A 26119-nucleotide genomic window follows, 5' to 3' on the forward strand; every position below is an offset into this window, starting at 1 on the left:
CCAGCCCCGCGGCACCCGCACGGCACCCCGCACGGAGTCACGTCCAGTTTCCAATCGGCCAAGCCTTCTGGTTAGGGTCGATGACTATGGTTCAACACAGGTCCGAGCTTTCAATGTCCCGGACCGGTATCCATGGGGGACTCCGGCGCGGCACCGCAGCAGCGGCCGTCGGAGCGGTACTGGTTCTTTCCACCGGCGTCCAGGCGTCCTTGGCCGACGACGCGGTCCCGCCTCCGCCAAAGCCGGCGGCACAAGGCGCGGCCTGGCACGGAGGACAGGGCAGCGGAGAACAGGCCGCAACGGCAACCCCGGCACCCCGGACCACTTCGACGCTGCTCCCGTTGCCCGGTTCGCTGCTTCCCACGATTTCCGCTTCCCTGTCGGCAGGCTCGACCTCCACTCCCTCGCCGGCCCCGACGGCCTCCGGGACGCCCCTGGCACCCGGACCGCAGACAACAGCCGCATCCACGCCGACCGCTTCCCCGGGTTCGGGACGGGCCGGGTCTCCCGCAGCGTCCGGGCCGGCGGCCGCCCCGGGAACCGGTCCTTTGGCAGCGGCAGGAGCCTCCACTCCGGCGGCCGTTGCCACGTCCGCTGCAGCGGCGCCCGGAGCAGGGGAGGGGCCTTCCGCATTGTCCGCGACGCAGGCTACCGTGCCGGGGGCCGGCGGAGCGTCCGCCGGCGGCGGTGTGGGGACCGACGCCACCGGGACCGGGGACACTGCAGGCGTGGGGGACAACGGGCCGGCCGCCGCCCCGGTTTCCACGCCGGGGCCCGCCCTGCCAACGTCGCTGTCCATCAACGCGCGCCAGTCCCAGCCCACGCGGGCGCCGCAGGCCGCTGGAGCACCGGAAGGACCGGGACAGGCAGTATCTTCGACCGGGCCACTGCCCGGCGTGCCCGATGCCATGGTATGGCTGGGTGCCGGACTGGTTGGCGTGGGTGCCGCGGCCGGGCTGGTATTCCTGCGTATGCGCCGCCCCTAGGTCGGCGTGGGCGCCGGCCTGCCGGGCTCCGGAAGGTGACTTTGATCACTTCTACGAGTTGTAGAACTCTTCGGTTTCGCCTTGGGGGCAGGGAAGGGGCAAACTTGTATCCATGAGCCACACTTCTGCCGAATCTGTCACTAAAACCGAAGAATCAGCCGAGCAGTTCTTTACCCTCTGGACGGTATTCAAGCGGTCGGAGTCAGTGGTCCGCAGTGCGGATGCCGCCGCCGACTTCGAAGCGCTGCTGGAGCGTCTCGCCGCCGCCGGTGTCACGCACCGGGGCAGCTACGACGTCTCGGCCATGCGCGCCGACGCCGACGTCATGGTGTGGCTCCACGGACCCAAGCCGGAGGCGCTGCAGCAGGCCATCCGCGACATCCGCCGCAGCACCCTCTTCGCCGGCACGGAGATCGTCTGGTCTGCCATGGGTGTCCACCGCGAAGCCGAATTCGCCAAGAACCACACCCCCGCCTACTCCCGCGGCGTCGCACCGGCGGAATGGCTGTGCGTCTACCCGTTCGTCCGGTCCTACGAGTGGTACATCCTGCCGGACGCCGAGCGCGGCAAGATGCTCCGCGACCACGGACTGCTGGGACGTGACTTCCCGCAGGTCATTTCCAACACGGTGTCCTCCTTCGCCCTGGGCGACTGGGAGTGGATCCTGGGCCTGGAAGCGCCGGAACTGGTGGACCTCGTGGACCTGATGCGGCACCTCCGCGCCACCGAGGCGCGCAACCATGTGCGGGAGGAAGTGCCGTTCTACACCGGACGCCGCATCTCCGCGGACGAGGTTGCCGAGGTCCTCGCATGAGCCCGGAGCAGCAGGCCGCCACAGCAGTCAACCCCGTGACCGAGGCCGGACGCATGGCCCCCAAGAGCTATGACGCCGTGCTGCTGGCCTCCTTCGGCGGCCCGGAAGGCCAGGAGGACGTCATCCCGTTCCTCCGCAACGTCACCCGTGGCCGGGGGATCCCGGACGAGCGGCTCGAGGAAGTCTCGCACCACTACCGCGCCAACGGCGGCATCAGCCCCATCAACCAGCAGAACCGCGAGCTGAAGGCTGCGCTGGAAGCCGAGCTGGCTGCCCGCGGCATCGAGCTTCCCGTGCTGTGGGGCAACCGCAACTGGGCCCCGTACATCCCGCAGACCCTGCAGGAGGCGTACGACGCCGGGCACCGCCGCGTGCTGATGCTCACCACAAGTGCCTACTCCTGCTACTCCAGCTGCCGCCAGTACCGCGAGGACATCGGCATGGCGCTGACCGAAACCGGCCTGGACGGCAAACTCGAAGTGGACAAGGTCCGCCAGTACTTCGACCACCCCGGTTTCGTCGAGCCGTTCGTCGAAGGAACCGCCGCCGGCCTGGCGGAGGTCCGCGCCAAGCTTGCCGAAGCCGGCACCCCGGATGCACCCATCCACATCCTGTTCGCCACCCACTCCATCCCCACCCGGGACGCCGAGGCTGCGGGCCGGTCCGAGGGGGAGCCGCGCGCGTTCGAGGAAGGCTCCGCGTACGTTGCCCAGCACCTGGCCAACGCCGCCGCCGTCATCGAGCGGGTCCAGGGCGGGTCCGGGCTGACCGCGCCGTGGTCCCTGGTGTACCAGTCCCGTTCCGGGGCCCCGCACGTGCCGTGGCTTGAACCGGACATCAACGATGCCATCGAGGAACTGGCCGGCCAGGGCGTCAAGGGCATCGTCATCGTTCCCCTCGGCTTCGTCAGCGACCACATGGAAGTTGTCTGGGACCTGGACACCGAAGCGATGGAAACCTGCGCCAACCTGGGCCTGGCCGCCACCCGCGTCCCCACCCCCGGGACACACCGCAAGTTCGTCGACGGCCTGGTGGACCTGATCTGCGAACGGACGGTGGCCAACAACATCAGCGACCGCCCCGCCCTGACGGATCTTGGGCCCTGGTACGACGTCTGCCGTCCCGGATGCTGCGCCAACTTCCGCGGCGAAAAGCCCACCATCGCAGGGGCTGACACGACTGTGGGTACCGGCCACGACCCGTACCCGTCCGGCGCCTCCGGGGAAACGGCCCAGCCGTGACGGTCCGGATTGGAACCCGCGCCAGCAAGCTGGCGCTTACCCAGACCCAGCAAACCGCCGACCAGTTGGCCGCCGTCGGAGGTTTCCCGGTGGAACTGGTGCACGTCCGCACGGATGGCGATGTCCTGACGGGATCGCTGTCCCAGATGGGCGGCACTGGCGTGTTTGTTGCTGCCCTGCGCGATGCACTGCTGCGCGATGAGTGCGATGTTGCCGTGCACTCCCTCAAGGACCTGCCAACCGGGGCCGCGGTAGGGCTTAGCCTTGCCGCCACCCCGCGGCGCGTGGACGTCCGCGACGTCCTGTGCGCCCGCGACGGCCTCAAGCTGGCAGACCTGCCCGCCGGGGCCCGCATCGGCACCGGTTCGCCCCGGCGCGCAGCCCAGTTGCGGGCCGCCCGCGCTGACCTGGACATCGTGGACATCCGCGGAAACGTCGACACCCGACTGGGCCGGGTGCCCGGGCTGCCCGGCAACTCCACCGACCAGGTGGTGCCCGGAAAATCGTGCGACCTGGATGCCGTGGTGCTCGCGGCAGCCGGCCTGGAGCGGATCGGCCGGCTGGACGTGGTATCCGAATTTTTGGAAACCGACGTGATGCTGCCCGCAGCGGGGCAGGGATCGCTGGCCATCGAATGCCGGACGGCGGACGCCCCTGCGAAAACAGGCCCGGGCGGAGTCCTGGCCCAGGCCTTGGCCGCGCTGGATGATCCTGACACCCGCCTCGCAGTCACCGCCGAACGGGCCCTGCTGGCCCGGCTCGAAGCTGGCTGCGCAGCGCCCGTTGGGGCCTACGCCTACCGCAAGGGCAGCTTGCTGCACCTGGAAGCGGTGGTGTGTGCCGTGGACGGCACCGCCACCGTGCGGGACAAGCGGGCCACCGACGGGCTGACGGAAGTGGGGGCAACCCTGCTGGGCATCGAACTGGCTGAGCTTCTCCTTGCCGCAGGCGCCGCCGACATCGCCGACCTGCAGGCGTCCTGACCTGGCGATGACGCAGCCTTCCAGCGGCACCGCGCCCCGGACTCCGCTCGGCGGCGTCCGGGTCCTGGTGACCCGCAGCCCGGAACGTTCGGCTGCCCTGGTGGAGGCGCTGGCAGGAGCCGGTGCGGAACCGGTGCTGCTGCCGCTCATCGACTTCGAACGGGCACCTGACCAGCACGCGCTGGACGTCGCCTGTGACGCCCTCGCAGCTGCGGCCTTTGACTGGCTGGTGGTCAGCAGCGCCACCACCGTCCACGTCCTGATGGAAAAAGCGGCGGAGCGTGGCCTGCGCCTGGGCCAGCTGGTGCCGCGAGGGACACGGATAGCGGCCGTCGGTCCCGCAACGCGGCGGCTCCTCGAAGCCGGCGGCCTCACAGTGGAACTGACCCCGCCCGGAGAACAATCGGCCGCCGGGCTGCTCGCCGTCTGGCCGGGAGGGGGCAGGATCCTGCTGCCCCAGGCGGACATCGCCGCCGGCACCCTGTCTGAGGGCCTGGCAGCTGCGGGCGGCACTGTTACCGCCGTGACTGCCTACCGCACTGTCGACTATCCAGCGGCAGCGGAACGGCGGCTTGCCATGCAGGCGGAGGACGGCGGCGCCGGTCCCCGGCCGTCGTCGTACTCCCTCCTGACACCGCAAACCGCCGCCGCTGACATCGCCGCAGGACGCCTTCACGCTGTGATCGCGGCGTCCCCGAGCGCCGTGCGCCGGATCGCCGCGCTGGGACCGCTGGGCGGCTGCCGGCTGGTGGCCATAGGACGGTCGACGGCGGAACAGGCCTCTGCCCTGGGCCTGGACGTTGCGGCGGTGGCGGCTGAGCCCACCCCGGACGGCCTGGTAGTGGCGGTGGCCAACTCACTCGGCCCGCCCTGACAGTGGCAGGCACGCTTCCCCCCAAAGCTTCACAACCAATGCGAAGGACAGGACCCATGACTTTCCCCACCCAACGCCCCCGCCGCCTGCGCACCACCCCCGCCATGCGCCGGATGACCGCCGAAACGCGCCTTTCGCCGGCCGAACTCATCCTTCCGGCCTTCATCAGGGAAGGACTCACTGAGCCCAACCCCATCACGTCGATGCCGGGCGTGGTCCAGCACACCACCGACACGCTGAAGCGGGCTGCCGCCGAGGCCGTTGAACTTGGACTGGGCGGAATCATGCTCTTCGGCATCCCGGAAACACGCGACCCCGAAGGCTCGGCAGGGCTTGATCCGGACGGCGTGCTCAACAAGGCCATCCGCGACGTGCGCGCTGAAGTAGGCGATGACCTGGTGATCATGAGTGATGTCTGCCTGGACGAATTCACCGACCATGGCCACTGCGGGGTGCTCGACGCCGACGGATACGTGGACAACGACCGCACCGTGGAGATCTACGCCAGGATGGCAGTGGCGCAGGCAGAAGCCGGCGCCCACATGCTGGGCCCCTCCGGGATGATGGACGGCCAGATCGCCGCCATCCGCGCAGCACTGGACGAGGCCGGCCACGTCAACACGTCCGTCATCGCCTACGCCGCGAAGTATGCATCCGCGTTCTATGGCCCGTTCCGCGAAGCGGTGGACTCCCAGCTCAAGGGTGACCGGCGAACCTACCAGATGGATGCCGGGAACCGCACCGAAGCGCTGCGCGAGGTGGAGCTGGACCTGGACGAGGGCGCCGACATCATCATGGTCAAGCCGGCCATGAGCTACCTGGACATCGTGGCCGATGTTGCCGCCATGAGCCCGGTGCCCGTGTCCGCCTACCAGATTTCCGGCGAGTACGCGATGATCGAGGCCGCCGCTGCCAACGGGTGGATCGATCGCCGTGCCGCCATCACCGAATCCGTACTGGGCATCCGGCGCGCAGGAGCCCACACCGTGCTCACATACTGGGCCACCGAACTTGCCGGCTGGCTGAAGGAAACCCGGTGACCGACCTGTCCGCCGCTCCCACCGCGCCCGTGGGGGAGGACCGCATCCTCCTTGGCCTGAACACCTTCGGCGACATCGGCGCGGACCCGGCCGGCAATCCGCAGCCGCATGCCCAGGTCCTGCGCCAGCTGCTGGAACAGGCGGAACTGGCGGACGCCGTCGGCCTCCATGCCTTCGGCGTGGGGGAGCACCACCGCAAGGACTACGCCGTGTCCGCGCCGGAGGTCTTCCTGGCCGCCGCTGCGGCGCGCACGTCCCGCATCCGGCTGGGTTCCGCGGTGACGGTGCTGAGCTCGGACGATCCCATCAGGGTGTTCCAGCGCTTTGCCACCGTGGACGCCATCTCCAACGGCCGGGCCGAAGTGATGCTCGGGCGCGGATCGTTCATCGAGTCCTTCCCGCTGTTCGGGCTGGACCTGGCGGATTATGAAGTCCTGTTCGAGGAGAAACTCGAGCTGTTCGACAAAGTCCGGGCGCAGCAGCCCGTGCACTGGGAGGGCCGGACGCGTCCCGCCCTGCATGGACTGAGCGTCTACCCGCCCCTGGAGCACCACCTGCTGCCCACCTGGATCGGTGTGGGCGGTACCCCGGAATCAGTCCTCCGGTGTGCCCAATACGGGTATCCCATCATCTTCGCGATCATCGGCGGCCAGCCGCGGGGCTTCCGGCCTCTGGCCGACCTCTACCGCGAGGCGATGGGCAAGTACGGGCACCCGATGCAGCAGATGGCCACCCACTCGCCCGGCCATGTTGCCGACACGGACGAACAGGCCCGGGAAGAGCTCTATCCCCACTGGCTGGCACTGCGGAACAGGCTCGGTGCCGAGCGCGGCTGGGGTCCGGCCGGCCGCGGTGAGTTTGATGCACTCTGTTCCACAGAAGGCGCGCTCTATGTCGGATCACCGGAGACGGTGGCCCAAAAAATCGTCCGGCTGAAGCGGAACCTGGGGGTTGACCGCTTTGACCTCAAATACAGCAACGGCCCGCTGCCGCACGCAGCCATGATGCGCTCGATCGAACTGATGGGCACGGCGGTGGCGCCCCGCGTGGCAGAGCTGCTCGCCGGCTGACCTGCCAACCCGGCCCCTGCGGCTTACTTGAGCTTTCCGGCTTACTGAGAGAATAGGAACCATGACTTCCAGCAATCCTCGCAATGAGGCACTCTTCGACCGCGCCCGCCAGCTGATGCCGGGCGGCGTCAACTCGCCGGTGCGGGCCTTTGGCTCCGTGGGCGGGACCCCGCGCTTCATGGTCTCCGCCAAGGGACCGTACCTGACGGATGCCGACGGCAAGGAATACGTGGACCTGGTCTGCTCCTGGGGACCTGCCCTGCTCGGACACGCCCACCCGGCCGTGCTGGACGCCGTACATGCGGCCGTTGACCGGGGACTCTCCTTTGGCGCCTCCACGCCGGACGAGGCAAACCTGGCGGAGATCGTCCAGGAGCGCGTCCCCGCCGTCGAACGCCTCCGCATGGTGTCCACCGGAACCGAAGCCACCATGACCGCTGTCCGGCTGGCCCGCGGGTTCACCGGCCGCAACCTGATCATCAAGTTCGCCGGCTGCTACCACGGCCACCTCGACGGGCTCCTGGCCGCGGCGGGCTCCGGGCTGGCAACCCTTGCCCTGCCCGGTTCCGCCGGTGTCACGGAAGCAACCGCGGCGGAGACGCTGGTGCTGCCCTACAACGACCTCGCCGCCGTCAAGGAAGCCTTCGCCCTCCACGGCCCCAACATCGCCGCCGTCATCACCGAAGCGGCGCCGGCGAACATGGGCGTCGTGACCCCCGGCGAGGGATTCAACCGCGGACTTTCGCAGATCACGCGGGAACACGGCGCGCTCCTCATCGTCGATGAGGTCCTGACCGGATTCCGCACCGGCTACTCCGGCTACTGGGGCCTTACCGGCGGTGCGCCGGATGCCGAGGATCCATGGACTCCTGACCTGCTCACCTTTGGCAAGGTCATCGGCGGCGGGATGCCGACGGCGGCCCTCGGCGGACGTGCCGACGTCATGGACTACCTGGCGCCCACCGGCCCCGTGTACCAGGCCGGCACGCTGTCCGGGAACCCGGTGGCTATGGCTGCCGGCGTGGCGACCCTGACCCACGCGACCCGCGACGTCTACTCCTTCATTGACGTCCGGTCCCTGGAACTGTCCTCCGCCCTCTCCAACGCGCTGGACGGCGCAGGGGTGGACCACTCCATCCAGTTCGCCGGGAACCTCTTCTCGGTGGCCTTCGGAACCTCGGCCAACGGCGTCCACAACTACGCCGACGCGCAGGCGCAGGAAGCCTTCCGCTATGCGCCGTTCTTCCACTCCATGCTGGAGTCCGGGGTCTACCTGCCGCCGTCGGTCTTCGAGGCCTGGTTCCTGTCCGCCGCGCACGACGACGACGCCATGAACCGGATCTACGACGCACTGCCTGCCGCGGCGAAGGCAGCCGCGGCCGCCCAGGGCTAGCGCCGCCGTCGTCCCTTAACAAAGAAATCCCCGGCCGCAGCCTGCAGCCGGGGATTTCTTTGTTGCCATGGGCGTTACAGGACGTCCGAGAGGAAGCCCTTGAGCCGGTCGGTCCGTGGTTCGGTGAACAGCTGCTCGGGCGGCCCGGACTCCACGACAACGCCGGCGTCCATGAACGTCACCACGTCCGAGACGTTGCGGGAGAAACCCATCTCGTGGGTGACCACCACCATGGTCATCCCGCCCTTGGCGAGGTCCGTCATCAGTGCAAGCACGCCCTTGACCAGTTCAGGGTCCAGCGCGGACGTGGCCTCGTCGAAGAACATCACCTCGGGTTTCATGGCCAGCGCACGGGCGATTGCCACCCGCTGCTGCTGGCCGCCGGAGAGGTTGGCCGGGCGGGACTCCGCCTTGTGCTTCAGGCCCACCAGGTCCAGTTGCTCCAAGGCTTCGGCGCGGGCCTGGTCCTTGGGCAGCTTGCGCAGCTTCTGCAGGGCCAGCGAGACGTTTTCCACCACGGTCTTGTGCGGGAACAGGTTGAACTGTTGGAACACCATGCCGATCCGCCGGCGGAGCTCATCGGGATTGTCCTTCAGCACTGAACGGCCGTCCAGCAGGATGTCCCCCTGGTCGGGTTCGATCAGCCGGTTCATGACCCGCAGCAGGGTGGACTTGCCTGAACCTGACGGACCAATGACCGACGCCGTGGTGCCCTGGGGAACGTGCAGGTCGATGCCCCGCAGGACGTGGTTGCTGCCGAAGGAAAGGTGGATGTTCTTGGCGCTCAGTGTTCCGGATGCGAACTCGCTCATGCCTGGGCTCCCTTTCCGACGACGGCTGCGGCCTCGTCCGGTTCTTTCTTTTCGGGCCGGCCGGTGCGCAGGCGCCGGTCGATCCAGTTCACGAAGTGGGTCAGCGGAACGGTCAAGGCGAGGTAGAACACCGCTGCAGCGACGTAGGGCGACAAGTTGCCGCTGGTGGACGCCGCGTCCTTGCCGATCTGGAAGATCTCGCGTTCGCTGGCCAGCAGCCCGAGCATGAAGACCAGGGAGGACTCCTTGATCAGGGCGATGAACTGGTTGACCAAGGCCGGAAGCACCCGCCGGACGCCCTGGGGTACGACTACCAGGCGCATGGCCGGGCCGTAACCGAAGCCCAGGGCACGGGTGGCCTCGAGTTGGCCCTTGTCCACGCTCTGGATGCCGGAGCGGAAGATCTCGCCGATGTAGGCGGCCGACATCAGGGACAGCGCGGCAATTGCCATGGGGTACGGGCTGGTGGATCCGGTCCACTGCCGGACAATCGGCCCGAACCCGAGTCCAATCACCAGGATGGTGAGGATAGGCGGCAGACCGCGGAGCACATCGGTGTAGATGCGGGCGACCCAGCGGGCCCCGGCGTTCCGGGAGATCCCCATCAGGGCAAGCAGCATGCCAAGTACTGTTCCGATGACGCCGGACGAAACAGCCAAAACGAGCGTATTCGGAAGCCCGACGGCGAACATTTTGGGCAGGACGGCGCCGATTGCCTTCCAGTCAAGGAACGTATCGGAGAGCAGTTTGAGGATATCCATGGAACGTCCGGGTTACTTCGCGGGAACCTGGACGGCTTTGCTGCCCGGCTTCCAGCCCTGCGGGGTCTGCTCCTTGGCGGTGGGCCGGTCCGTGTACCACTGGGCGGTGAGCTTGGTCCAGGTACCGTCAGCAATAACGGCATCCAGGCCCGCGTTCAGGGCATCAATCAGCGGCTTGTTGTCCTTGTTCACTGCATACGCGGTGAAGTTCTGGGTGTTCACAACCTTTTCGGCGATCTTGGTGTTGTCGCCGTCCTTGACCTGGCCGGTGGCCTGCTGAGAGGGTGCCACCCAAGCGTCCACCTGGCCGGACTTCACGTTGGCGTACACCGTGTTGTAATCCGGGAACCGGACCGGCTCGAGGCCGAGGGTGTTGGTGACGTAGTCGTCCTGCACGGTGCCCTGGACCACGCCGATGCGCACGCCGTCCTTGAGGTCGGCGAAGCCGTTGACCTTGGAATCGGTCTTGGTGACGACGGCCATGTAGCCGAAGTCGTAGCCGTTGGTGAAACCTACCGTCTCACGGCGCTTGTCCGTGGTGGAGATGGAGGAGGACCCGACGTCGAACTGCTTGTTGGCCACCTGGGAGAGCAGGGCGGAGAAGTCGGTGGAGGCGAACTCAACCTTGAGGCCCAGCTTGTCGCCGATGGCGCGCAGCAGTTCGTTGTCGTAGCCGGTGAACTTGCCGGAGGGATCGATGAAGATGTTGGGCGGGGCATCGGAGAGGGTGCCCACGCGCAGGGTGCCTTCGGTGATGAGGCCCAGCTTGGTCTTGTCGATCTTGTCGATCGGCGTGACGTCTGCCGTGGTGTACTTGTCCAGCGTCTGCTGGTCGCTGCCCTTCAGGGCGTCGGTGGGGGTGCCGCTGGGCTGGGAAGATCCGCCACCGCAGGCTGCGAGGGAAACCGCGAGGGCCAGTGCAACGGGAGCGGTAGTGAGCCACTTCATCGCTTTGATTTTCATCAGGTTGTCACTTTCATATGAGGCATACGTCGACCGGGCCGCAAGGCAGCGCTGTGGCGCCTGGCACCTGCCCGGCGCTGGTCCAGCAGTCCGGGGCAGGGGTGACCGCAAAACTTTATTGTCTCACCTGGGTGAATACCGCAAGTTGGATGAAGAACGCGGGGCATTTAGCCAGCTTTTCCGAAGATGATTCCGCGCAAGGAGCGCAGTGGCAACCAGCTGGAGGGTACTTCGGGTCCGTGGGCGAAGGATGCCCCTGCAGTGTCCCCGCGTTTGTTAACCCGCCGTGACTGTGACATGCCTCCCAAAAAAGAGCACGGGTGTCAGTCTAGAAGCCACCCGTGATGGCGTCCTGCGGAGGAAGCACCGGCCAGTCCCCCTCAATGACGGCGGCCGGCTTCGTCTTGCGGAGGTACTCCTGGAAGTCGGCCGCCTGGCTCACCGCCCAATCCACCTGCAGCTGGTGCAGCTGGCTGGCCGGCATCATCAGCTTGGGGAACTTGCCCGCCATCGCGTCCAGCACCCTGAGGGTAGCCAGGGCATCGGCCGCGGAGGTGTGGGCATTGTCCAGGACCACACCGTACTCCTCGCACAATGCCGTCAATGTCCGCTTGCCCTTCCGGTAGCGGTCAACCTGCTTGTTCATGATGTACGGATCCAGGACCGGGAAGCGGGACAGCTGGGGGATCCCGTACCGTGCGGACTCGGCAGCAAGGACCGTGAAGTCGTAGCTGGCGTTGAAAGCGATGACCGGAGTCCCGGAGTCGAACAGCTCCTGCAGCACTGCAGCGACCTCCCGTGTGACCTCATGGGCGGGGCGCCCTTCACGCCTGGCCTGTTCGGTGGTGATCCCATGGACGTCACTTGCCTCTGCCGGAATCTCTACCCCCGGATCGGCCAGCCACTCATGCTCCTTGATGACCTCGCCCTGGTGGTCCACCACGGTGATCGATGCCGTGACGATTCTCGCTGCGCGGGAATTACGGCCCGTGGTTTCCAGATCGAAGGCTGCGCGGGGGAGGTTGTTCCAGGAACTCATGCTTCAACGCTAAGGGGGCCCACCGACAATTCCGTGGAGCGCCACTGCGGCTAGATTGGATCAATGCGGAATGAGTACGTCCAAGCTGTCCTGGCCGTCGTGAGGCTGGTGCCGGCAGGGGCGGCCGTATCCTACGGTGACGTTGCCGAGCTCCTGGGCTCGGGCGGACCGCGCCAGGTCGGGTCCGTGATGAGCCATCACGGCGGTGGTGCCCCGTGGTGGCGGGTCCTGAAGGCCAGCGGCCACGCGCCCCCGGGGCACGAAGCCGAGGCCTTGCTCCTCTACCTCGAAGAAGGCACTCCACTGGTGGGCGACCATGATTCCTTCCTCCGAACCGGCGAGGGGCGGTGGCGGGTGGACCTGGCCGCCGCCCGCTGGGCACCGACCGACAGTGATTTTGACAATATCGATGCAGTTGCAGAGGACCTGGAGCGTCGGCTCCACAGGTTGTCGGTACCTGATGATGGAATGGTTTTGTGACCGTAACAATCCCTTTGACCGGACCCTGGGACCCGCACCGGCAGGAGCCGGAGGCAGGCCGGGAGCCTGGGTTCCCCGCTCCTGGAAGCACCGACGGAGGGGCCCTGCCGGCCTCTCCCGCGCTTCGGCTTCTGCCGCCACGGCGGATGCAGTCCGGGTTGCTTCGGCTTACACCGGACCAGCAGGCAGCGGTCGACGTTACCCAGGGATCCGGACCGGTCCTGGTTCCGGGCGCGCCGGGCACGGGTAAGACCACCGTGCTCGTTGAAGCCGCTGTACAGCGGGTCTTCCGCGACGGGGTCGACCCCGAACGCATGCTGATCCTGGCGCCCACCCGCCTTGCTGCCGATTTCCTGCGGGACAGTTTCACTGCCCGGCTGGACCGGAGCCTGAGCACCACGCCGGCCCGGACCTGGGCCTCGTACGCATTCGACCTGATCCGCCGTGCCAAGGCTGAAGGCGTCATACCCCTGCCCAGGCCGCCCCGCCTGCTGTCAGGTCCGGAGCAGGACCTCATCATCAAGGAACTCCTCGAGGGCCACCGGCTGCCGGGCCTGGAACTGCCGTGGCCCAGCGATCTTGACGGTGCCCTTGATACCAGGGGCTTCCGCCAAGAGGTGCGGCAACTCTTTGACCGCATTATCGAGTCTGGCCGCACGGCTGAAGACCTTGCTCAGTTGGCGGATGCCTGCGGCCGGCCGGACTGGAAAGCCGCGGCCGCACTTTATGCCGAATACCGGGACGTTCTTGACCTGCGGATGCCGGAGGCCTTCGACCCCGCCGGAATCATCACAGCAGCCCGGCAGATCTTCCAGGACGCGCCGGAATTCCTGGCTGCCGAACGCGCCAGGCTGCAGGTGGTCCTGGTGGACGATGTCCAGGAAGCAAACCCCGCCATCTTCGAGTTGCTGGCCGATATTGCGGCAGGCAAGGACTGCTACGTGACGGCGTCGCCGGACACGGTGGTCCAGGGATTCAGGGGAGCCCGGCCGGATCTTGTGGCTGAACTGCCCCGGCTGCTGGCCACGCAGGACACCATCCTTGAGCGTCCGCTGGGGTACGCGCACGGACTTTCGCCCGCGGTGGCGGAGGCCTGGCGCAGCGTCGCCGGCCGCATTTCGCAGCGGGCCGGGGGCCAGCTGGCGCGCCGGCTCACGCAGCCCGCACCGGCCGGCCACCCCGGCAGCGTGGAAGCCCACCTGGTTCCTACACCGGTGCACGAGCTGCGGTACGTCGCCCAGCGGATCCTGGACCAGCACATAAACCGCAACCGTGACCTGGCAGACATGGCTGTCATTGTGCGCAATGGCGGCCAGGTCAGCGAACTGCAGCGCTACCTGTCCGGCCAGGGGATTCCCGTCCGGGTGCCCGTGGCGGAATCCGCGGTCCGCGACGAAGTAGCCGTACGCCCGCTCCTGGACGCCTTTGCCATTGCGCTGGACCCGGAGCTCCTGACACCCGAAGCGGCAGTAGCCCTGCTTACATCACGGATCGGCGGCGCAACCTCCATCGAACTGCGCAGGCTCCGGCAATCACTGCGGCGCGAGGAACTGCTGGGCGGCGGGGGCCGCGCCAGTGATGCGCTGCTGGTCCAGGCCCTGCTTGAGCCGGGCGCGCTGGGCGCGTTGGGAATCGAAGGGCGCGCTGCACGGCGCACGGCGCGGATGATCCACGCGGGGCGGGAGGCGGCCGGACTGCCGGGTGCCAACGCCGAGTCGGTACTGTGGGCTCTTTGGGACTCGACCGGGCTTTCGGCTGCCTGGACACAGACGGCCTTGTCGGGTGGTCCGCACGGGGCACGGGCTGACCGCGACCTCGACGCCATGATGGCTCTTTTCCATACGGCCGAACGCTACGTGGACCAGATGCCCGGCGCCGGCCCCGAACAGTTCCTCGAGTACCTCCTGAACCAGGAGCTTCCCATGGATACCCTCGCCGCCCGCGCGCAGCTTGAGGACGCTGTGGAGCTGATGACGCCGGCCAGTGCGGCGGGCCGGGAATGGCCCGTGGTGATCATTGCGGGCCTGCAGGAAGGGGTGTGGCCCAACACGAGGCTCCGCGGTGAGCTGCTCGGCAGCACACTGTATGCGGATGCTGTTGAGCACAGCCCGGAGTATGCCCTTCAGCGTGACCCCCTGAGCCGTTTGCGGGATATCCGCTATGACGAGTTGCGCAGTTTTTCCACGGCCGTGTCCAGGGCACGCGAACTGCTGGTCTGCACCGCGGTCTCGTCAGAGGACCACCAGCCGTCGTCATTCCTGGACTTTGTTGCACCGCTGGGACCGGACGAAGGCGGCCGGGCTTTCACCCAAGTGGAACGGCCCATGACGCTGCGGGCCCTGGTTGCCGAGCTCCGGCAGCATGCCCAGCTCGACGCCGGGACGCCGCAGGCCGCGGAAGCGGCGAGGGTCCTGGCCCAGCTCGCCGCGGCTGAACCCCCCGTGGCCGGAGCGCACCCCGACAGCTGGTGGGGCCTCGCCCCGCTGACCTCCGCGGAGGCGGTGGTCCCGCCCGGGGGAACAGTGTCCGTATCCCCGTCAAAGGTTGAGACGGTGCAGAAGTCGCCGTTGGACTGGTTCGTCCAGGCAGCCGGAGGGGAGGCTGCCACCGACTTCGCCCGGAGCCTGGGGACCCTGGTGCACGCAATCGCCCAGGACATGCCGGACGCCGCCGGATCCGAGTACGTCGCTGAACTGGTGCGGCGGTGGCCGGCGCTCGGCATGAAGGACAACTGGGAGGGGCGCCTGGACTTCCAGCGCGCCGAAGCCATGGTGCGGAAGTTGGCCCACTATGTGCTCTCCATGAGGGGCGAGGGCCGCAGCCTGCTGGGCGTCGAACAGGACTTTGAAGTGGCCCTGGGCGCCGTGGCGGTGGATGACGCTGCACCGCGGGAAGCGGTACTGCGGGGCCAGGTGGACCGGTTGGAAATCGATGGCGAAGGACGGCTGGTGGTGGTTGACCTCAAGACCGGAAAAAGGCAGCCCGGCAAGGACGAACTGTCCCACCACCCGCAGCTGGGCGCCTACCAGGCAGCTGTCCTTGCCGGCGGGTTCGCTGCCTCCGGGGGCGGGCAGGGACTGTCCGGCGGCGCCGTGCTGGCGCAGCTTGGGACCGGGGCGAAGAACCCCGCCATCCAGCAGCAGGAACCACTCAACCCTGAGGAGAACTGGGCCATGGACGTGGTCAAGGAGGCCGCCGCCGTCATGGGCGGAAGTGAATTCATCGCGCGCCACGACCCCGCCAAAGGCAGTCACGGCGGCCACGGCTGCCGGCTCCCCGAGGTTTGCCCGCTGTGCGTGCGGGGACGGCAGGTGACCGAATGAGCGGGGGGGCGGCTGCCGCGCTCGCCGCTCCGGCCGTGCGCTTCAGCCCCGAGGAACTCTCCTCGCTGCTGGGTGAGAAGAACACCCCCACGCCTGAGCAATCCGCCATCATTTCGTCCCCCTTGGCGCCGCGGCTGGTCATTGCCGGCGCCGGCTCCGGGAAAACCGCCACCATGGCGGACCGGGTGGTGTGGCTTGTGGCCAACGGCTGGGTCACCCCCGAGGAAGTCCTGGGCGTGACCTTCACCCGCAAGGCAGCCGGGGAACTCGCCAGCCGGATCCGGTCAAAGCTCCTGGCGCTGCAACGCATTGCTGCCAGGGACAGCGCCCATGAAATCTTTCCGGCGGGCCTGCTCAGCAGCGAGGCCCTGGAGCCAAAGGTGTCCACCTACCACTCCTTTGCCAGCGGCGTCGTGTCCGACTACGGGCTGCGGCTTGGCGTCGAGCGGGACGTTGTGCTGCTCGGCGGTGCGCAGGCCTGGCAGCTGGCCAGCGAAGTGGTTGAAGCGTACGACGGCGAATACCAGCACTTCCGGGCCGCTAAATCCACCCTGGTGAAGGCCGTGATCCAGCTGGCCGGGGAATGCGCAGAGCACCTCCAGGAACCCGAAAATGTGGAGGCGTGGCTGATGGCACGCCTGTCCGAGTTCGAATCCCTGCCCTACCTGGCCGATAAGAAGAAGAACACGCCAAAGGCAGCACTCGACCTTGGCGGAATGCTGCGGACCAGGGCAAGCGTTGCCGACATGGTGGGCCGATACGCTGCGGCCAAACGGGCGCGCGGGGCGCTCGATTTCGGCGACCTGGTGGCACTTGCCGCCAAGGTGGCGCAGGATGTGCCGCTGGCGGCCCAGATGGAGCGTCAACGGTACAAGGTGGTTCTCCTCGACGAGTTCCAGGACACGTCGTATGCCCAGCTGGTGCTCTTTTCCCGGCTGTTCGGCGGTGGCCACGCCGTGACGGCGGTCGGAGACCCCAACCAGTCCATTTACGGGTTTCGGGGTGCCTCGGCAGGGCAGTTGTTCCACTTCGTTCGCGAGTTCCCGATGCGCACCGGAGCGGCGGAGGAAGAAGGCGGCTGGGCGCCCGCCCCAACTTCATACCTGACCACGGCCTGGCGTAATGGCCGTTCCATCCTTGCAGCAGCCAACGTCATGTCCCAGTCATTGGGCCGGGCGGCGGCCTCCAGCGGACCGGCCGGGAGCAGGACACCCGCTGCCGAAGTTCCTCCACTGCGTCCGAGTCCCCATGCAGTGGACGGAACTGTGGTGCTGGGGCGTTTCGCCAGCGATGTTGAAGAAGCTGCTGCGCTGGCGGACGACGTCCTGAGGTACCGGCGGACTGACTTCGAGCTGAATCCCGATGGCACGGCCGAACCCCCGGCGCTTGCCGTGCTGTGCCGCAGGCGCGCCCAGATGGAGCCGGTCCGGCGCCAGTTCGAAGCCAGGGGGATCCCCTACGAAATCGTGGGCCTCGGGGGGCTCCTGGACACCCCGGAGATCGTGGACCTGGTCGCCACCCTGCGCGTCCTTGCCGATCCCGGCCGCTCCGATGCCCTCATGCGGCTGATAGCAGGAGCCCGGTGGCGCATCGGCCCGGCCGACCTCATGGCCTTGCGCGACTGGTCGAGCCAGCTCGCACGGAGCCGGGGAAGGGCCCCGGGGTTCGAAGCCGATGGCCAGGACGAGGGCGCCGACGAAGCGGATGCCCCGGTCCTCGAAGGGGACCTGACCGACGCCGCCAGCCTGGTGGAGGCACTTGATTTCCTGCCGCGGGAAGGGTGGACCTCATCGAATGGCCGCACCCTCAGCGCGGGGGCCCGCAGCAGGCTGGCGAAATTGTCGCTCGAGTTGAGGCAACTCCGCGGCTACCTTGGGGACGACCTCACGACGCTCCTGGGGGAGGTGGAACGGGCCATGCTGCTGGATATCGAAGTGGCGGCGCGGCCCGGAATCAGCATCCACCAGGCGCGCCGCAACCTCGATGCTTTCCAGGATGCGGCCGCCGGCTTCCTCCGCACCTCCCAGCGGGTGGACATCCTGGCCTTCCTGTCCTGGCTCGAGGCGGCGTCGGCGGAAGAAAACGGGCTGGAGGCACCGGCCAGCGACGTAAACCGCGAAGCGGTCCAGTTGCTGACGGTGCACGCTTCCAAAGGTCTTGAGTGGGACGTTGTGTTTGTCCCGGGCATGAACGCGGGGGCGTTTCCCAGCGACCGGGACTCGCGCTGGAGCAGCGGATCTGCCGCGCTGCCGTGGCCCCTCCGCGGCGACCGGGCGGACCTGCCGCAGTGGGACCTCGACCAGCCGGACCAGAAAGGCTGGCTGGATGCCGAGAAGGAGTATAAGGCCGGCGTCCAGGCCCACGGGGAATCCGAGGAACGCCGGCTGGCTTACGTTGCCTACACCAGGGCCAAGCATGTCCTGTGGGTGTCGAGTGCCGCATGGGTCGGATCGCGGGCCGGACGCGCCGAAATGTCTCCGTTCCTCGCGGAGCTCGAAGCCCTGGCGCAACCGGCTGATGGCGGCCCATCAAGCGCAGTGGTTCACAAGCTGTCGCTCGACGAGGCCGCTTTGCCGCTCCAGAGCCCGCTGACGCTGGAAACTGAAGAAGCCAGCTGGCCCTACGATCCCCTGGAGGGACCCGTGGACCCACGGACCGGTGAGCGCCTGCGGTTGGCCCGCGGGCGCAGGACAGCCACGGAAGCGGCGGCCCAGCGGGTGCTCGGAATACTCGGCACCGATGATATTCCGGCCGACCCGAGCGGGGGGACAGCACAGGGAAACAGACCAGGGACGGACGGCAGTCCTATGCCCGGACTTACCGGGCCAGCGGCGGGTTGGGCCCGCGAAGCTGCGCTGCTGCTCGAGCGCAGGGCAAGGAGGTCGCGCGGCCATGACGTGCACCTGCCCACCCACATCTCAGCTTCCACATTGGTTGACCTCGGAGACGACCCCCAGGCGGTCCTGGGCAGGCTGCGCCGTCCGGTACCACGCGAACCCGGCATGTCGGCCCGGAAGGGCACGGCTTTCCACGCCTGGGTAGAGGAATACTTCGGCCGGGCCGGGATGCTGGATCTCGGTGAAGCGCCGGGCTCGGACGACCACATCGACGCTGCCTACGATCTCGACCAGATGGTGGCCACCTTCAAGGCTTCCCCCTGGGCTGACCGGGCACCGGCCTTCGTGGAGGTCCCCGTGGAAACCAGGGTGGGGGAAGTGGTGGTGCGCGGCCGGGTTGACGCCGTGTTCCAGGACGCTGACGGGTGCTGGGACCTGGTGGACTGGAAGACCGGACGCCGGCCGTCCGCAGCGCAGCTGAAAATCCGGTCGGTACAGCTGGCGGTCTACCGGCTCGCGTGGGCACGCCTCAAGGATGTCCCGCTGGAAGAAGTGCGGGCCGCATTCTTCTACGTCGCCGACAACGCCGTGGTGCGCCCGCACGACCTTGGGACGGCGGCCGAGCTGGAAGGTATCGTCGCCGCTGCGCTTGCCAAACCGTGAGGCCGGCCGCGCGGGCACCCTGGTGGTGCCGGCGTGGCCGGCCGCTCCGGTCAGCGCCGGTTGGCGTTGATGACCGAGATGGCGGCCGTGGACGTGTCGTCCGGATCCTTGATTTCGCCTGGCCGGGATTCCTCGCCGCCGACCGCCGCCGGGGGTGGCTCCACGGGGATGGGGGTCACGAGCACGGCGGGCTGTGCCACCATGGCAGGCGGCGTCTGCGGACCGGGTTTGTCCTTTGATGCAGGTTCGGCGGGTACCGCGGCGACGGTCACCGCAGGGCTGACAGCAGAGCTGCCGCCGGGGGATGCGGGGGCGGTTGCCCCGGTTCCTGGCTGCGCCGGTGCGGGCACGGCGCTCCCGGCGGGGATGTCCTTGGCGGGGAGCGGTTCGACGCTGATCGGCTGGCCGCCGAATTCGGCGATGTCGCCGGCAAGGCTCTCCAGCATATCTTCGGCTTCGCGGACCATGTCCTGGTCCCCGGCGGCCAGGCCCTTGACCAAGTACTGTGCCAGGGCAAACTCGGCGGACAGGGCGGCCCGGCGCAGCAGATGCTGGTCGGGGACGTCGCGGCGGCTGGACGTGTAGGACTTCAGGACAGCGTCAACGAAGTCCTGTTCGTTGGAGGCCACCAGCCACGCGAAGTCGTCTGCCGGGTCGCCGATGCGAAGGTCGGTCCAGCCGGTTACTGCGGTAACCCGTCCCGACTCGACCAGCAGGTTGTCTTCGTGCAGGTCGCCGTGGACCACGCACGGGTTGAACCGCCACAGGGACACGTCTTCCATGGCATGTTCCCAGCGGCGCAGCAGTGCGGCCGGGATCTTGCCCGTGGTTGCTGCCTGGTCCAGTTCGTTCAGCCTCCGTTGGCGGAACTCGTTGGGGGTGTAGCTGGGCAGGTCGGCGTTGCTGACCAGGGACCGGGGGAGGTCGTGGACCGCAGCCAGCGCGGAACCGATTTCGCGGGCGAGGCCGGCCGGTCCGGACGTCAGTTCCTCGACGCTTCGTGTGCTCCCGGACAGGTGTGAGTATACGAAGGTGGTGAGGCTTCCCAGCCGGACGCTGCCGGCCACGGTGGGCATCAGGAACGGCAGTTCCGCCCGGACGGCGGGGGCGAAGGCGCGCAGCACCAGGAACTCCGTTTCCAGCCGTGCGCTGGCTTCGGCATGCCGCGGCGACCGGACCCGCCAGCGCTTGCCTTCCGAATCAAGGAGCAGGGCCGAGTCGAAGTCCGCGGGGTCATCCGGCGCGGAGCTAACAGCTGTCGGGGTCAGTCCAGGGACTGCCGCGGTTGCAATCGCCGCCAGTTCAATCGGTTTTCTTCTCACCGTTCCACGGTAGATTGCGCGCCGTCCCAGACGGCGGTCCGGCCGCGGCGAGTCTCCAGATAGCTGGAATTAGGGGGGACCCGCAGTTCGAAGGCGCCCCGCCCTGAATGTGAAATGTCGGTGGCAGTCAGTACGGTGGAAGCATGAGCCACACGGAGTCCGCCCTACCCGTCCACCAGGCTGTGCCGGCACCGCTGCCGGCGAACCACCTCGTGGACACCCTGCTCCCGGTGAGGCCGGCACTGGTGGACCGTGGGTCTGCCGCACGCATCAGGCCCGGGATGATCGATGACCTGCTGGCGGGGACGGACGCGGTGGCAGCAGTACTTTCAGGGCGCCAGGGATTGGTGCGTGGCAGCAACCTGGTCCTGGTCAAGGCCAGGGAACTCCTCGACCGGCTCCAGGAGGCAGGATCAGCGCCGGAACTGGTGGTGTACCTCGGATCCGCCCTGCCTGCCGCGGACATCCCGGCCGGGACCGAACTGCTGCTGTTCGTCCTGCCTGCACCTCCGGAGCCCGGCACCGCCGGCATTCCCGCGGATGCCTCCTGGGCAGGATTCAGGGAGGTCGCCGGGGGGCTGACCACCACTTCCACAGCCTTGTTCGTCGAAGCCAGCGCCATTGCCAACTGGCACGCAGCCCATACGCATTGTCCCCGCTGCGGTACGCCCACGGATGTTGAAGCCGGCGGCTGGGTACGCCGGTGCCCGGCGGATAATTCTGAACACTATCCCCGCACTGATCCCGCCATCATCGTCACCGTCGTCGGCCCGGACGGCAGGCTGCTGCTTGGCGGCGGCGGGCCCGTGGATGCAAGGAACTACTCCACGCTGGCCGGGTTCGTGGAGCCGGGGGAGTCCCTGGAGGAAGCCGTGGTCCGCGAGATCCAGGAAGAGGTAGGCGTCCGGGTCACGGGCTGCCAGTATCTTGGCTCCCAGTCGTGGCCGTTCCCGGCCTCCCTTATGCTTGGATTTACCGCCGTCACCGAGGACGCCCAGGCAACGCCCGACGGCGTGGAGGTCACCAGGGCCCGCTGGTTCAGCCGCGAGGAGCTTCAGGAAGCGGTGCTTAGTGGCGAGATCACGATTTCCAGCAGGCTTTCCATTGCCCGCTCGCTGATTGAGCACTGGTACGGCGGCCGGATCCAGGACCTGGCCGGCGCCTAAGTTATTCCATCCACCAGACTCCAGCACGCGGTAGTCGAGAAATAAAGCAGCAGAAGTGACTACAGAACATTTTGACGGAGCAGCCTCCCTGGAGGACCGGATCCTTGACGGGCTTGATGCGGAACAGCGTGAGGTGGCCAGTACGCTGAGCGGCCCGTTGTGCGTGCTGGCCGGCGCGGGGACCGGAAAGACCCGTGCCATCACCCACCGCATTGCCTATGGCGTGCATTCCGGCGTGTACAGCCCGCAGCGCCTGCTCGCAGTGACGTTCACCGCCCGGGCGGCGGCGGAGATGCGCAGCCGCCTGCGCGATCTCGGTGCCGGAAACGTGCAGGCCCGCACCTTCCACGCCGCGGCGCTGCGGCAGCTGCAGTTCTTCTGGCCCCAGGCCGTCGGCGGCACCCTGCCGAACTTGCTGGACCACAAAGCCCAGCTGCTTGCCGAGGCCGCCCGGCGGCTCCGGCTCAGCACGGACCGGGCTTCAATCCGGGATCTTGCCTCCGAGATCGAATGGGCCAAAGTCTCCATGTTGACCCCGGCCAATTACCTCGAAAACGCCCAGGGGAGGGGCGCACCCGGAGGATTCGACCTCACCGCCGTGGCCCGCGTTTTCCAGTCGTATGAGGACGTCAAGACGGACCGCAACGTGATCGACTTCGAGGACGTCCTGCTGATCACGGTGGGCATCCTGCAGGAGGACGAGAAGGTCGCCGCCACGGTCCGGGAACAGTACCGCCACTTCGTGGTGGATGAGTACCAGGACGTTTCCCCGCTCCAGCAGCGGCTCCTGGAGCTCTGGCTGGGCGGCCGTGACGAACTGTGCGTGGTGGGCGATGCGAGCCAGACCATCTACTCCTTCACCGGCGCATCGCCCAGGCACCTGTTGGACTTCAAAGCACGTTATCCGCAGGCCAACGTGGTCAAGCTCGTCCGGGACTACCGTTCCACCCCGCAGGTGGTGAAACTGGCCAACGACCTGCTGGCCGGACGTCGCAGTGGCGGGCCCGCCGCCGACGCCGCCTGGGCAGCCCCCCTTCAGCTCGTGGCGCAGCGCCCGGCCGGCCCGGTGCCCCAGTTCACCGAATGCACGGATGACGAGGCAGAGGCCGCCACGGTGGCCCAGAAGATCAAGGCACTGCTCGACGCCGGGACCCCGGCGAGCGAGGTAGCTGTCCTTTTCCGCACCAACGGACAGTCCGAGGCCTACGAACAGGCGCTGGCGGCGGCAGGAATCGGCTACCAGCTCCGGGGCGGCGAACGCTTTTTCGCCCGCAAGGAGGTCCGGGATGCCATCCTCCAGCTCCGCGCAGCCACCCGGGCTGTTTCTGAAACCGACGCGCCGGAACCCCTGGGCCAGCTGGTCCGTGACATCGTCTCTTCCCTGGGCTACACGGATTCCGCTCCGCACAGTGGCGGGGCCCTGCGCGAGCGGTGGGAATCCCTCGCGGCCCTGGTGGCGCTCGCCGACGAACTCGTCCAAAACCGCGGGCCCCAGTTCGGCCTGGCGGACTTCGTCAACGAACTCCAGGAACGCTCCCTGGCCCAGCACGCGCCGACAGTCCAGGGCGTTACCCTTGCCTCCCTCCACGCAGCCAAGGGCCTGGAATGGGACGCGGTCTTCCTGGTGGGGCTCAGCGAAGGCCTGATGCCGATTTCCTTTGCCGATTCACCCGAATCCGTGGATGAGGAACGGCGTCTGCTCTATGTCGGCATCACCCGCGCCCGGGAGCACCTCTACCTCTCCTGGAGCACGGCAAGGACTCCCGGCGGCCGCGCCAACCGGAAGCCGTCCCGGTTCCTGGACGGACTGCGGCCTGACTCGGTGGCCAGTTCAAGCGTCCGCGGAAAAGGTGCCCCGCCCCGCCGGAAGGCTGCCGCACCCGCTGTGTGCCGGGTATGCGGCACCATGCTCGCCACCGGGGCCGAGCGCAAGGTGGGCCGCTGCAATGCGTGTCCGCCCAGCTATGAAGAACAGACCTTCGACGCCCTGCGGAACTGGCGCCGCGACGTCGCCCAATCCGCAGACGTCCCCGCGTTCGTCGTCTTCACCGATGCCACCCTCACGGCGATTGCCGAGGCCCGGCCAGCTTCCCTGGAGGAACTGGCCGGCCTGGCAGGCGTCGGGCCGTCCAAGCTGGAAAAGTACGGGGAAGACGTCCTCCGGGTCCTCGCCGAAAGTTCTGTCCTGTGAGTGCTGCAGCCGGTCCCGGAACACGCCAGGGTACCCCGCTGACCACCTCCGACGGTTCCCCCGTCGAGGTACGGCGCTCCGCCAGGCGGACGCGGACCGTTGCAGCCTTTTGGGAGGACGGAACGGCGGTAGTCGCCATCCCGGCCCGCTTCACAGCTGCCCAGGAGCGGGAGTGGGTGCAGCGCATGCTCGCGAAGCTGCACAGGCAGGGGGAGCGGCGCGCTGCTGCCGGACGCCGCCGGCCCGCGGGCGACGACGCTCTTGCCGCCCACGCCGCACGGCTGTCGGCACAGTACCTCGCCGGCCGGCCGGTTCCCACCTCCGTGCGCTGGGTCAGCAACCAGAACTCCCGGTGGGGCTCCGCCACGCCGGCTGACGGAACCATCCGGCTGTCGGACAAACTGCGGCCCATGCCACAGTGGGTCATCGACTACGTGCTGCTGCACGAACTGGCGCACCTCCTGGTGGCCTCCCACAATGCCGCATTCTGGAAGCTGCTGGAGGCATACTCCGAAACCGGCCGGGCCAAAGCGTTCCTGGAGGGTGTTTCGTTTGCCACGGCCCGGGGCCTGGACAAGGACGGGACAGCCGGCAGCGGGGACGCCGACTAGCCTCCATCCCGGTCAACACCGGACATGGAAACGCCCGGGCGGGCCAGGACATCCTGGCCCGCCCGGGGCGCTCATCTGCTGTTACGTATCAGCTTTGGGGTGGCCGGGTTCGCCGTCGTCGTCCGTCCCGCCGGCATCCCCGGCATCCTTGGCAGCGTCCGCGGTGTCCGGGCCGCCCCCTTCTTCGGCGGAGGTACCGTCAAACCCGCCACTGAGCAGTTTCTGCAGGGCGTCATCGACTTCGCTGTCGCTGGCCTCGGCGAGCTTGCGGCGTGAGCTGAAGCCCTTCGGATCGTCCAGGTCTTCGGCCGTGGGCAGCAGGTCGGGGTGGTGCCAGATGGCGTCCCGGCCCTCGATGCCGCGTTCGTCCTTCAGCGTGGCCCACAAGGTGGCGGCATCGCGCAGCCTCCTTGGCCGCAGCTCCAGCCCCACCAGGGAAGCGAAGGCGTGCTCCGCCGGGCCACCGGTTGCCCGGCGGCGCCGCACGGTTTCACGCAGCGCACCGGCCGACGGCAGCACCTTTTCGGTGGCCGCCGCAGTCAGTTCGTCCACCCAGCCCTCCACCAGGGCCAGCGCTGTCTCAAGTTTCTCCAGGGCCTGTTCCTGCGCGGGGGTCCGCTGGGGCATGAAGACACCCTGGGAGAGGGCTTCCTGGATGCCCTCGGGGTTGCTTGGATCAAGGTCGCGGGCCAGCTCCTCGATGCGTGAGGTGTCGATGTGGATGCCGCGGGCGTAAGCCTCGATGGCGCCCAGCAGGTGTCCGCGCAGCCAGGGCACCTGCACGAAGAGCCGGGCGTGGGCGGCTTCCCGGACAGCCAGGAACAGCCGGATGTCGTTCTCCGGCAGGGACAGGCCCTCCCCGAAGGCCGCAACGTTTGCCGGCAGCAGCGCCATCTCCAAGTCCGCCAGCGGGACACCGATATCGGTGGAGCTGACCACGTCCTTGGACAGGGCGCCGATGGCCTGGCCCAGCTGCATGCCGAAGATCGCGCCGCCCATGTTCTGCAGCATCGAGGAGGCGCCGCCCATCATGGACTTCATCTCCTCTGGCATCTGCTCCGTCATGGCGGAGGAGAGCGCGTTGGCGATGCTGTTGGCCACGGGTTCGGTCAGCCGTTTCCAGGTGCCAAGGGTGGCCTCCACCCACTCCGCACGCGACCAGGCTTTGCCGATCAGGCCGGTGGCGGGCAGGTCGGTGACCGGGTCCAGCCAGAGTTCGGCAAGGCGCAGGGCCTCGTCCACCTCCCGGGACTGCTGCGCCGAAACCGACGGATCGGAGCTCCCGGCCGCCACGCGCCGGGCGTTGTCGTGGGCCAGCGTCCAGTTCACGGGGCCCTCTGAGGGAGCGCTCATCATGGCCTGCACCTGGGAGAACATCTGGGCCAGAAGGTTGGGGTCGTCCGGCAGGCCGGCAGCCTTGGCCAGCTCGGAGGGGTCGAAGTTTTCCATCCCCTTGCCGCCCATCAGGTTCTGCAGCATTTCGGTCAACGGATCCTTGGGGGTGTCGTCGCCGTTGGACGGATTGAGTGGGTTGGAGGTCATGGTCCCGC

20 protein-coding genes are annotated in these 26119 nt (G+C 68.0%); 14 read left to right on the top strand and 6 right to left on the bottom strand.

What is annotated here, in order from left to right; all coding sequences use genetic code 11:
- Nucleotides 1-113: 113 nt before the first annotated feature.
- The 8 genes from AC1DIP_RS03395 (at nt 114) to hemL (ending at nt 8401) form a co-directional block, all read left to right on the top strand.
- Nucleotides 114-986, top strand: coding sequence for a hypothetical protein (locus AC1DIP_RS03395; protein ID WP_477732842.1), 873 nt, complete (start codon nt 114-116; stop codon nt 984-986).
- Between the two features lie 112 nt (nt 987-1098).
- Entirely contained in the window at nt 1099-1800 is a 702-nt protein-coding gene (hemQ, locus tag AC1DIP_RS03400; protein ID WP_476206161.1) for a hydrogen peroxide-dependent heme synthase, read from the top strand.
- Nucleotides 1797-3041: a ferrochelatase gene (locus AC1DIP_RS03405; RefSeq protein WP_476206159.1), complete on the top strand. Its 1245-nt coding sequence runs from the start codon at nt 1797-1799 to the stop codon at nt 3039-3041. The genes hemQ and AC1DIP_RS03405 overlap by 4 nt, the downstream gene beginning before the upstream one ends.
- Nucleotides 3038-4024, top strand: coding sequence for a hydroxymethylbilane synthase (gene hemC, locus AC1DIP_RS03410; RefSeq protein ID WP_476206158.1), 987 nt, complete (start codon nt 3038-3040; stop codon nt 4022-4024). Before AC1DIP_RS03405 ends, hemC begins: the two co-directional genes overlap by 4 nt.
- A gap of 7 nt (nt 4025-4031) precedes the next feature.
- Entirely contained in the window at nt 4032-4898 is an 867-nt protein-coding gene (locus AC1DIP_RS03415; protein WP_477732843.1) for a uroporphyrinogen-III synthase, read from the top strand.
- Nucleotides 4899-4954: 56 nt separating this feature from the next.
- On the top strand, nt 4955-5938 hold the full coding sequence (gene hemB / locus AC1DIP_RS03420; RefSeq protein WP_477732844.1) for a porphobilinogen synthase: 984 nt from the start codon (nt 4955-4957) through the stop codon (nt 5936-5938).
- Nucleotides 5935-7008: an Atu2307/SP_0267 family LLM class monooxygenase gene (locus AC1DIP_RS03425; RefSeq protein ID WP_476211782.1), complete on the top strand. Its 1074-nt coding sequence runs from the start codon at nt 5935-5937 to the stop codon at nt 7006-7008. The genes hemB and AC1DIP_RS03425 overlap by 4 nt, the downstream gene beginning before the upstream one ends.
- Nucleotides 7009-7069: 61 nt before the next feature.
- Complete coding sequence (gene hemL, locus AC1DIP_RS03430) at nt 7070-8401, top strand: glutamate-1-semialdehyde 2,1-aminomutase (protein ID WP_477732845.1); 1332 nt, start codon at nt 7070-7072, stop codon at nt 8399-8401.
- A gap of 74 nt (nt 8402-8475) precedes the next feature.
- Here the strand turns inward: hemL and AC1DIP_RS03435 are convergent, their stop codons facing one another.
- From AC1DIP_RS03435 to AC1DIP_RS03450, 4 genes are all read right to left on the bottom strand, one after another.
- Nucleotides 8476-9213 (bottom strand): ATP-binding cassette domain-containing protein, encoded by a 738-nt coding sequence (locus AC1DIP_RS03435; protein ID WP_476211780.1) that lies wholly within the window; start codon nt 9211-9213, stop codon nt 8476-8478.
- Entirely contained in the window at nt 9210-9974 is a 765-nt protein-coding gene (locus AC1DIP_RS03440; protein WP_141159927.1) for an amino acid ABC transporter permease, read from the bottom strand. Before AC1DIP_RS03440 ends, AC1DIP_RS03435 begins: the two co-directional genes overlap by 4 nt.
- A gap of 12 nt (nt 9975-9986) precedes the next feature.
- The gene (locus AC1DIP_RS03445) at nt 9987-10937 is read right to left on the bottom strand and encodes a transporter substrate-binding domain-containing protein (protein ID WP_476211779.1); all 951 of its coding nucleotides are present in this window, start codon (nt 10935-10937) and stop codon (nt 9987-9989) included.
- Between the two features lie 328 nt (nt 10938-11265).
- On the bottom strand, nt 11266-11976 hold the full coding sequence (locus AC1DIP_RS03450) for an exonuclease domain-containing protein (protein ID WP_476211778.1): 711 nt from the start codon (nt 11974-11976) through the stop codon (nt 11266-11268).
- Between the two features lie 63 nt (nt 11977-12039).
- On the opposite strand from AC1DIP_RS03450, the gene AC1DIP_RS03455 reads away from it, so the two are divergent.
- Genes AC1DIP_RS03455 through AC1DIP_RS03465 form a run of 3 tightly spaced genes read left to right on the top strand, consistent with a single transcriptional unit; the run spans nt 12040 to nt 19279 of the window.
- A complete protein-coding gene (locus AC1DIP_RS03455) occupies nt 12040-12456 on the top strand; it encodes an MGMT family protein (RefSeq protein ID WP_476211777.1) in 417 nt (138 codons plus the stop codon).
- Nucleotides 12453-15779, top strand: coding sequence for a PD-(D/E)XK nuclease family protein (locus AC1DIP_RS03460; protein WP_476211776.1), 3327 nt, complete (start codon nt 12453-12455; stop codon nt 15777-15779). The genes AC1DIP_RS03455 and AC1DIP_RS03460 overlap by 4 nt, the downstream gene beginning before the upstream one ends.
- Nucleotides 15776-19279, top strand: coding sequence for a UvrD-helicase domain-containing protein (locus tag AC1DIP_RS03465; RefSeq protein ID WP_477732846.1), 3504 nt, complete (start codon nt 15776-15778; stop codon nt 19277-19279). The genes AC1DIP_RS03460 and AC1DIP_RS03465 overlap by 4 nt, the downstream gene beginning before the upstream one ends.
- A 50-nt stretch (nt 19280-19329) precedes the next feature.
- On the opposite strand, the gene AC1DIP_RS03470 is transcribed toward AC1DIP_RS03465, so the two are convergent.
- Nucleotides 19330-20601 (bottom strand): phosphotransferase, encoded by a 1272-nt coding sequence (locus AC1DIP_RS03470; RefSeq protein ID WP_476211774.1) that lies wholly within the window; start codon nt 20599-20601, stop codon nt 19330-19332.
- Between the two features lie 143 nt (nt 20602-20744).
- Between AC1DIP_RS03470 and nudC the strand changes: the two genes are divergently transcribed.
- Genes nudC through AC1DIP_RS03485 form a run of 3 tightly spaced genes read left to right on the top strand, consistent with a single transcriptional unit; the run spans nt 20745 to nt 24569 of the window.
- Nucleotides 20745-21767, top strand: coding sequence for an NAD(+) diphosphatase (gene nudC, locus AC1DIP_RS03475; RefSeq protein ID WP_476211773.1), 1023 nt, complete (start codon nt 20745-20747; stop codon nt 21765-21767).
- Between the two features lie 55 nt (nt 21768-21822).
- A complete protein-coding gene (locus AC1DIP_RS03480) occupies nt 21823-23958 on the top strand; it encodes an ATP-dependent helicase (protein ID WP_477732847.1) in 2136 nt (711 codons plus the stop codon).
- Nucleotides 23955-24569, top strand: a complete 615-nt coding sequence (locus tag AC1DIP_RS03485; RefSeq protein ID WP_477732848.1) for a YgjP-like metallopeptidase domain-containing protein — start codon at nt 23955-23957, stop codon at nt 24567-24569. Before AC1DIP_RS03480 ends, AC1DIP_RS03485 begins: the two co-directional genes overlap by 4 nt.
- Before the next feature lie 81 nt (nt 24570-24650).
- On the opposite strand, the gene AC1DIP_RS03490 is transcribed toward AC1DIP_RS03485, so the two are convergent.
- Nucleotides 24651-26111, bottom strand: a complete 1461-nt coding sequence (locus AC1DIP_RS03490; protein ID WP_477732849.1) for a zinc-dependent metalloprotease — start codon at nt 26109-26111, stop codon at nt 24651-24653.
- Between the last annotated feature and the right edge of the window lie 8 nt (nt 26112-26119).

It is taken from the genome of Pseudarthrobacter sp. 05T312 (genome assembly GCF_056396685.1).

Coding starts and splice junctions, on each gene's coding strand:
- AC1DIP_RS03395 (WP_477732842.1), top strand. CDS start 114: ATGTCCCGGACCGGTATCCATGGGGGACTCCGGCGCGGCACCGCAGCA.
- hemQ (WP_476206161.1), top strand. CDS start 1,099: ATGAGCCACACTTCTGCCGAATCTGTCACTAAAACCGAAGAATCAGCC.
- AC1DIP_RS03405 (WP_476206159.1), top strand. CDS start 1,797: ATGAGCCCGGAGCAGCAGGCCGCCACAGCAGTCAACCCCGTGACCGAG.
- AC1DIP_RS03415 (WP_477732843.1), top strand. CDS start 4,032: ATGACGCAGCCTTCCAGCGGCACCGCGCCCCGGACTCCGCTCGGCGGC.
- hemB (WP_477732844.1), top strand. CDS start 4,955: ATGACTTTCCCCACCCAACGCCCCCGCCGCCTGCGCACCACCCCCGCC.
- hemL (WP_477732845.1), top strand. CDS start 7,070: ATGACTTCCAGCAATCCTCGCAATGAGGCACTCTTCGACCGCGCCCGC.
- AC1DIP_RS03435 (WP_476211780.1), bottom strand. CDS start 9,213: ATGAGCGAGTTCGCATCCGGAACACTGAGCGCCAAGAACATCCACCTT.
- AC1DIP_RS03440 (WP_141159927.1), bottom strand. CDS start 9,974: ATGGATATCCTCAAACTGCTCTCCGATACGTTCCTTGACTGGAAGGCA.
- AC1DIP_RS03445 (WP_476211779.1), bottom strand. CDS start 10,937: ATGAAAATCAAAGCGATGAAGTGGCTCACTACCGCTCCCGTTGCACTG.
- AC1DIP_RS03450 (WP_476211778.1), bottom strand. CDS start 11,976: ATGAGTTCCTGGAACAACCTCCCCCGCGCAGCCTTCGATCTGGAAACC.
- AC1DIP_RS03455 (WP_476211777.1), top strand. CDS start 12,040: ATGCGGAATGAGTACGTCCAAGCTGTCCTGGCCGTCGTGAGGCTGGTG.
- AC1DIP_RS03465 (WP_477732846.1), top strand. CDS start 15,776: ATGAGCGGGGGGGCGGCTGCCGCGCTCGCCGCTCCGGCCGTGCGCTTC.
- nudC (WP_476211773.1), top strand. CDS start 20,745: ATGAGCCACACGGAGTCCGCCCTACCCGTCCACCAGGCTGTGCCGGCA.
- AC1DIP_RS03490 (WP_477732849.1), bottom strand. CDS start 26,111: ATGACCTCCAACCCACTCAATCCGTCCAACGGCGACGACACCCCCAAG.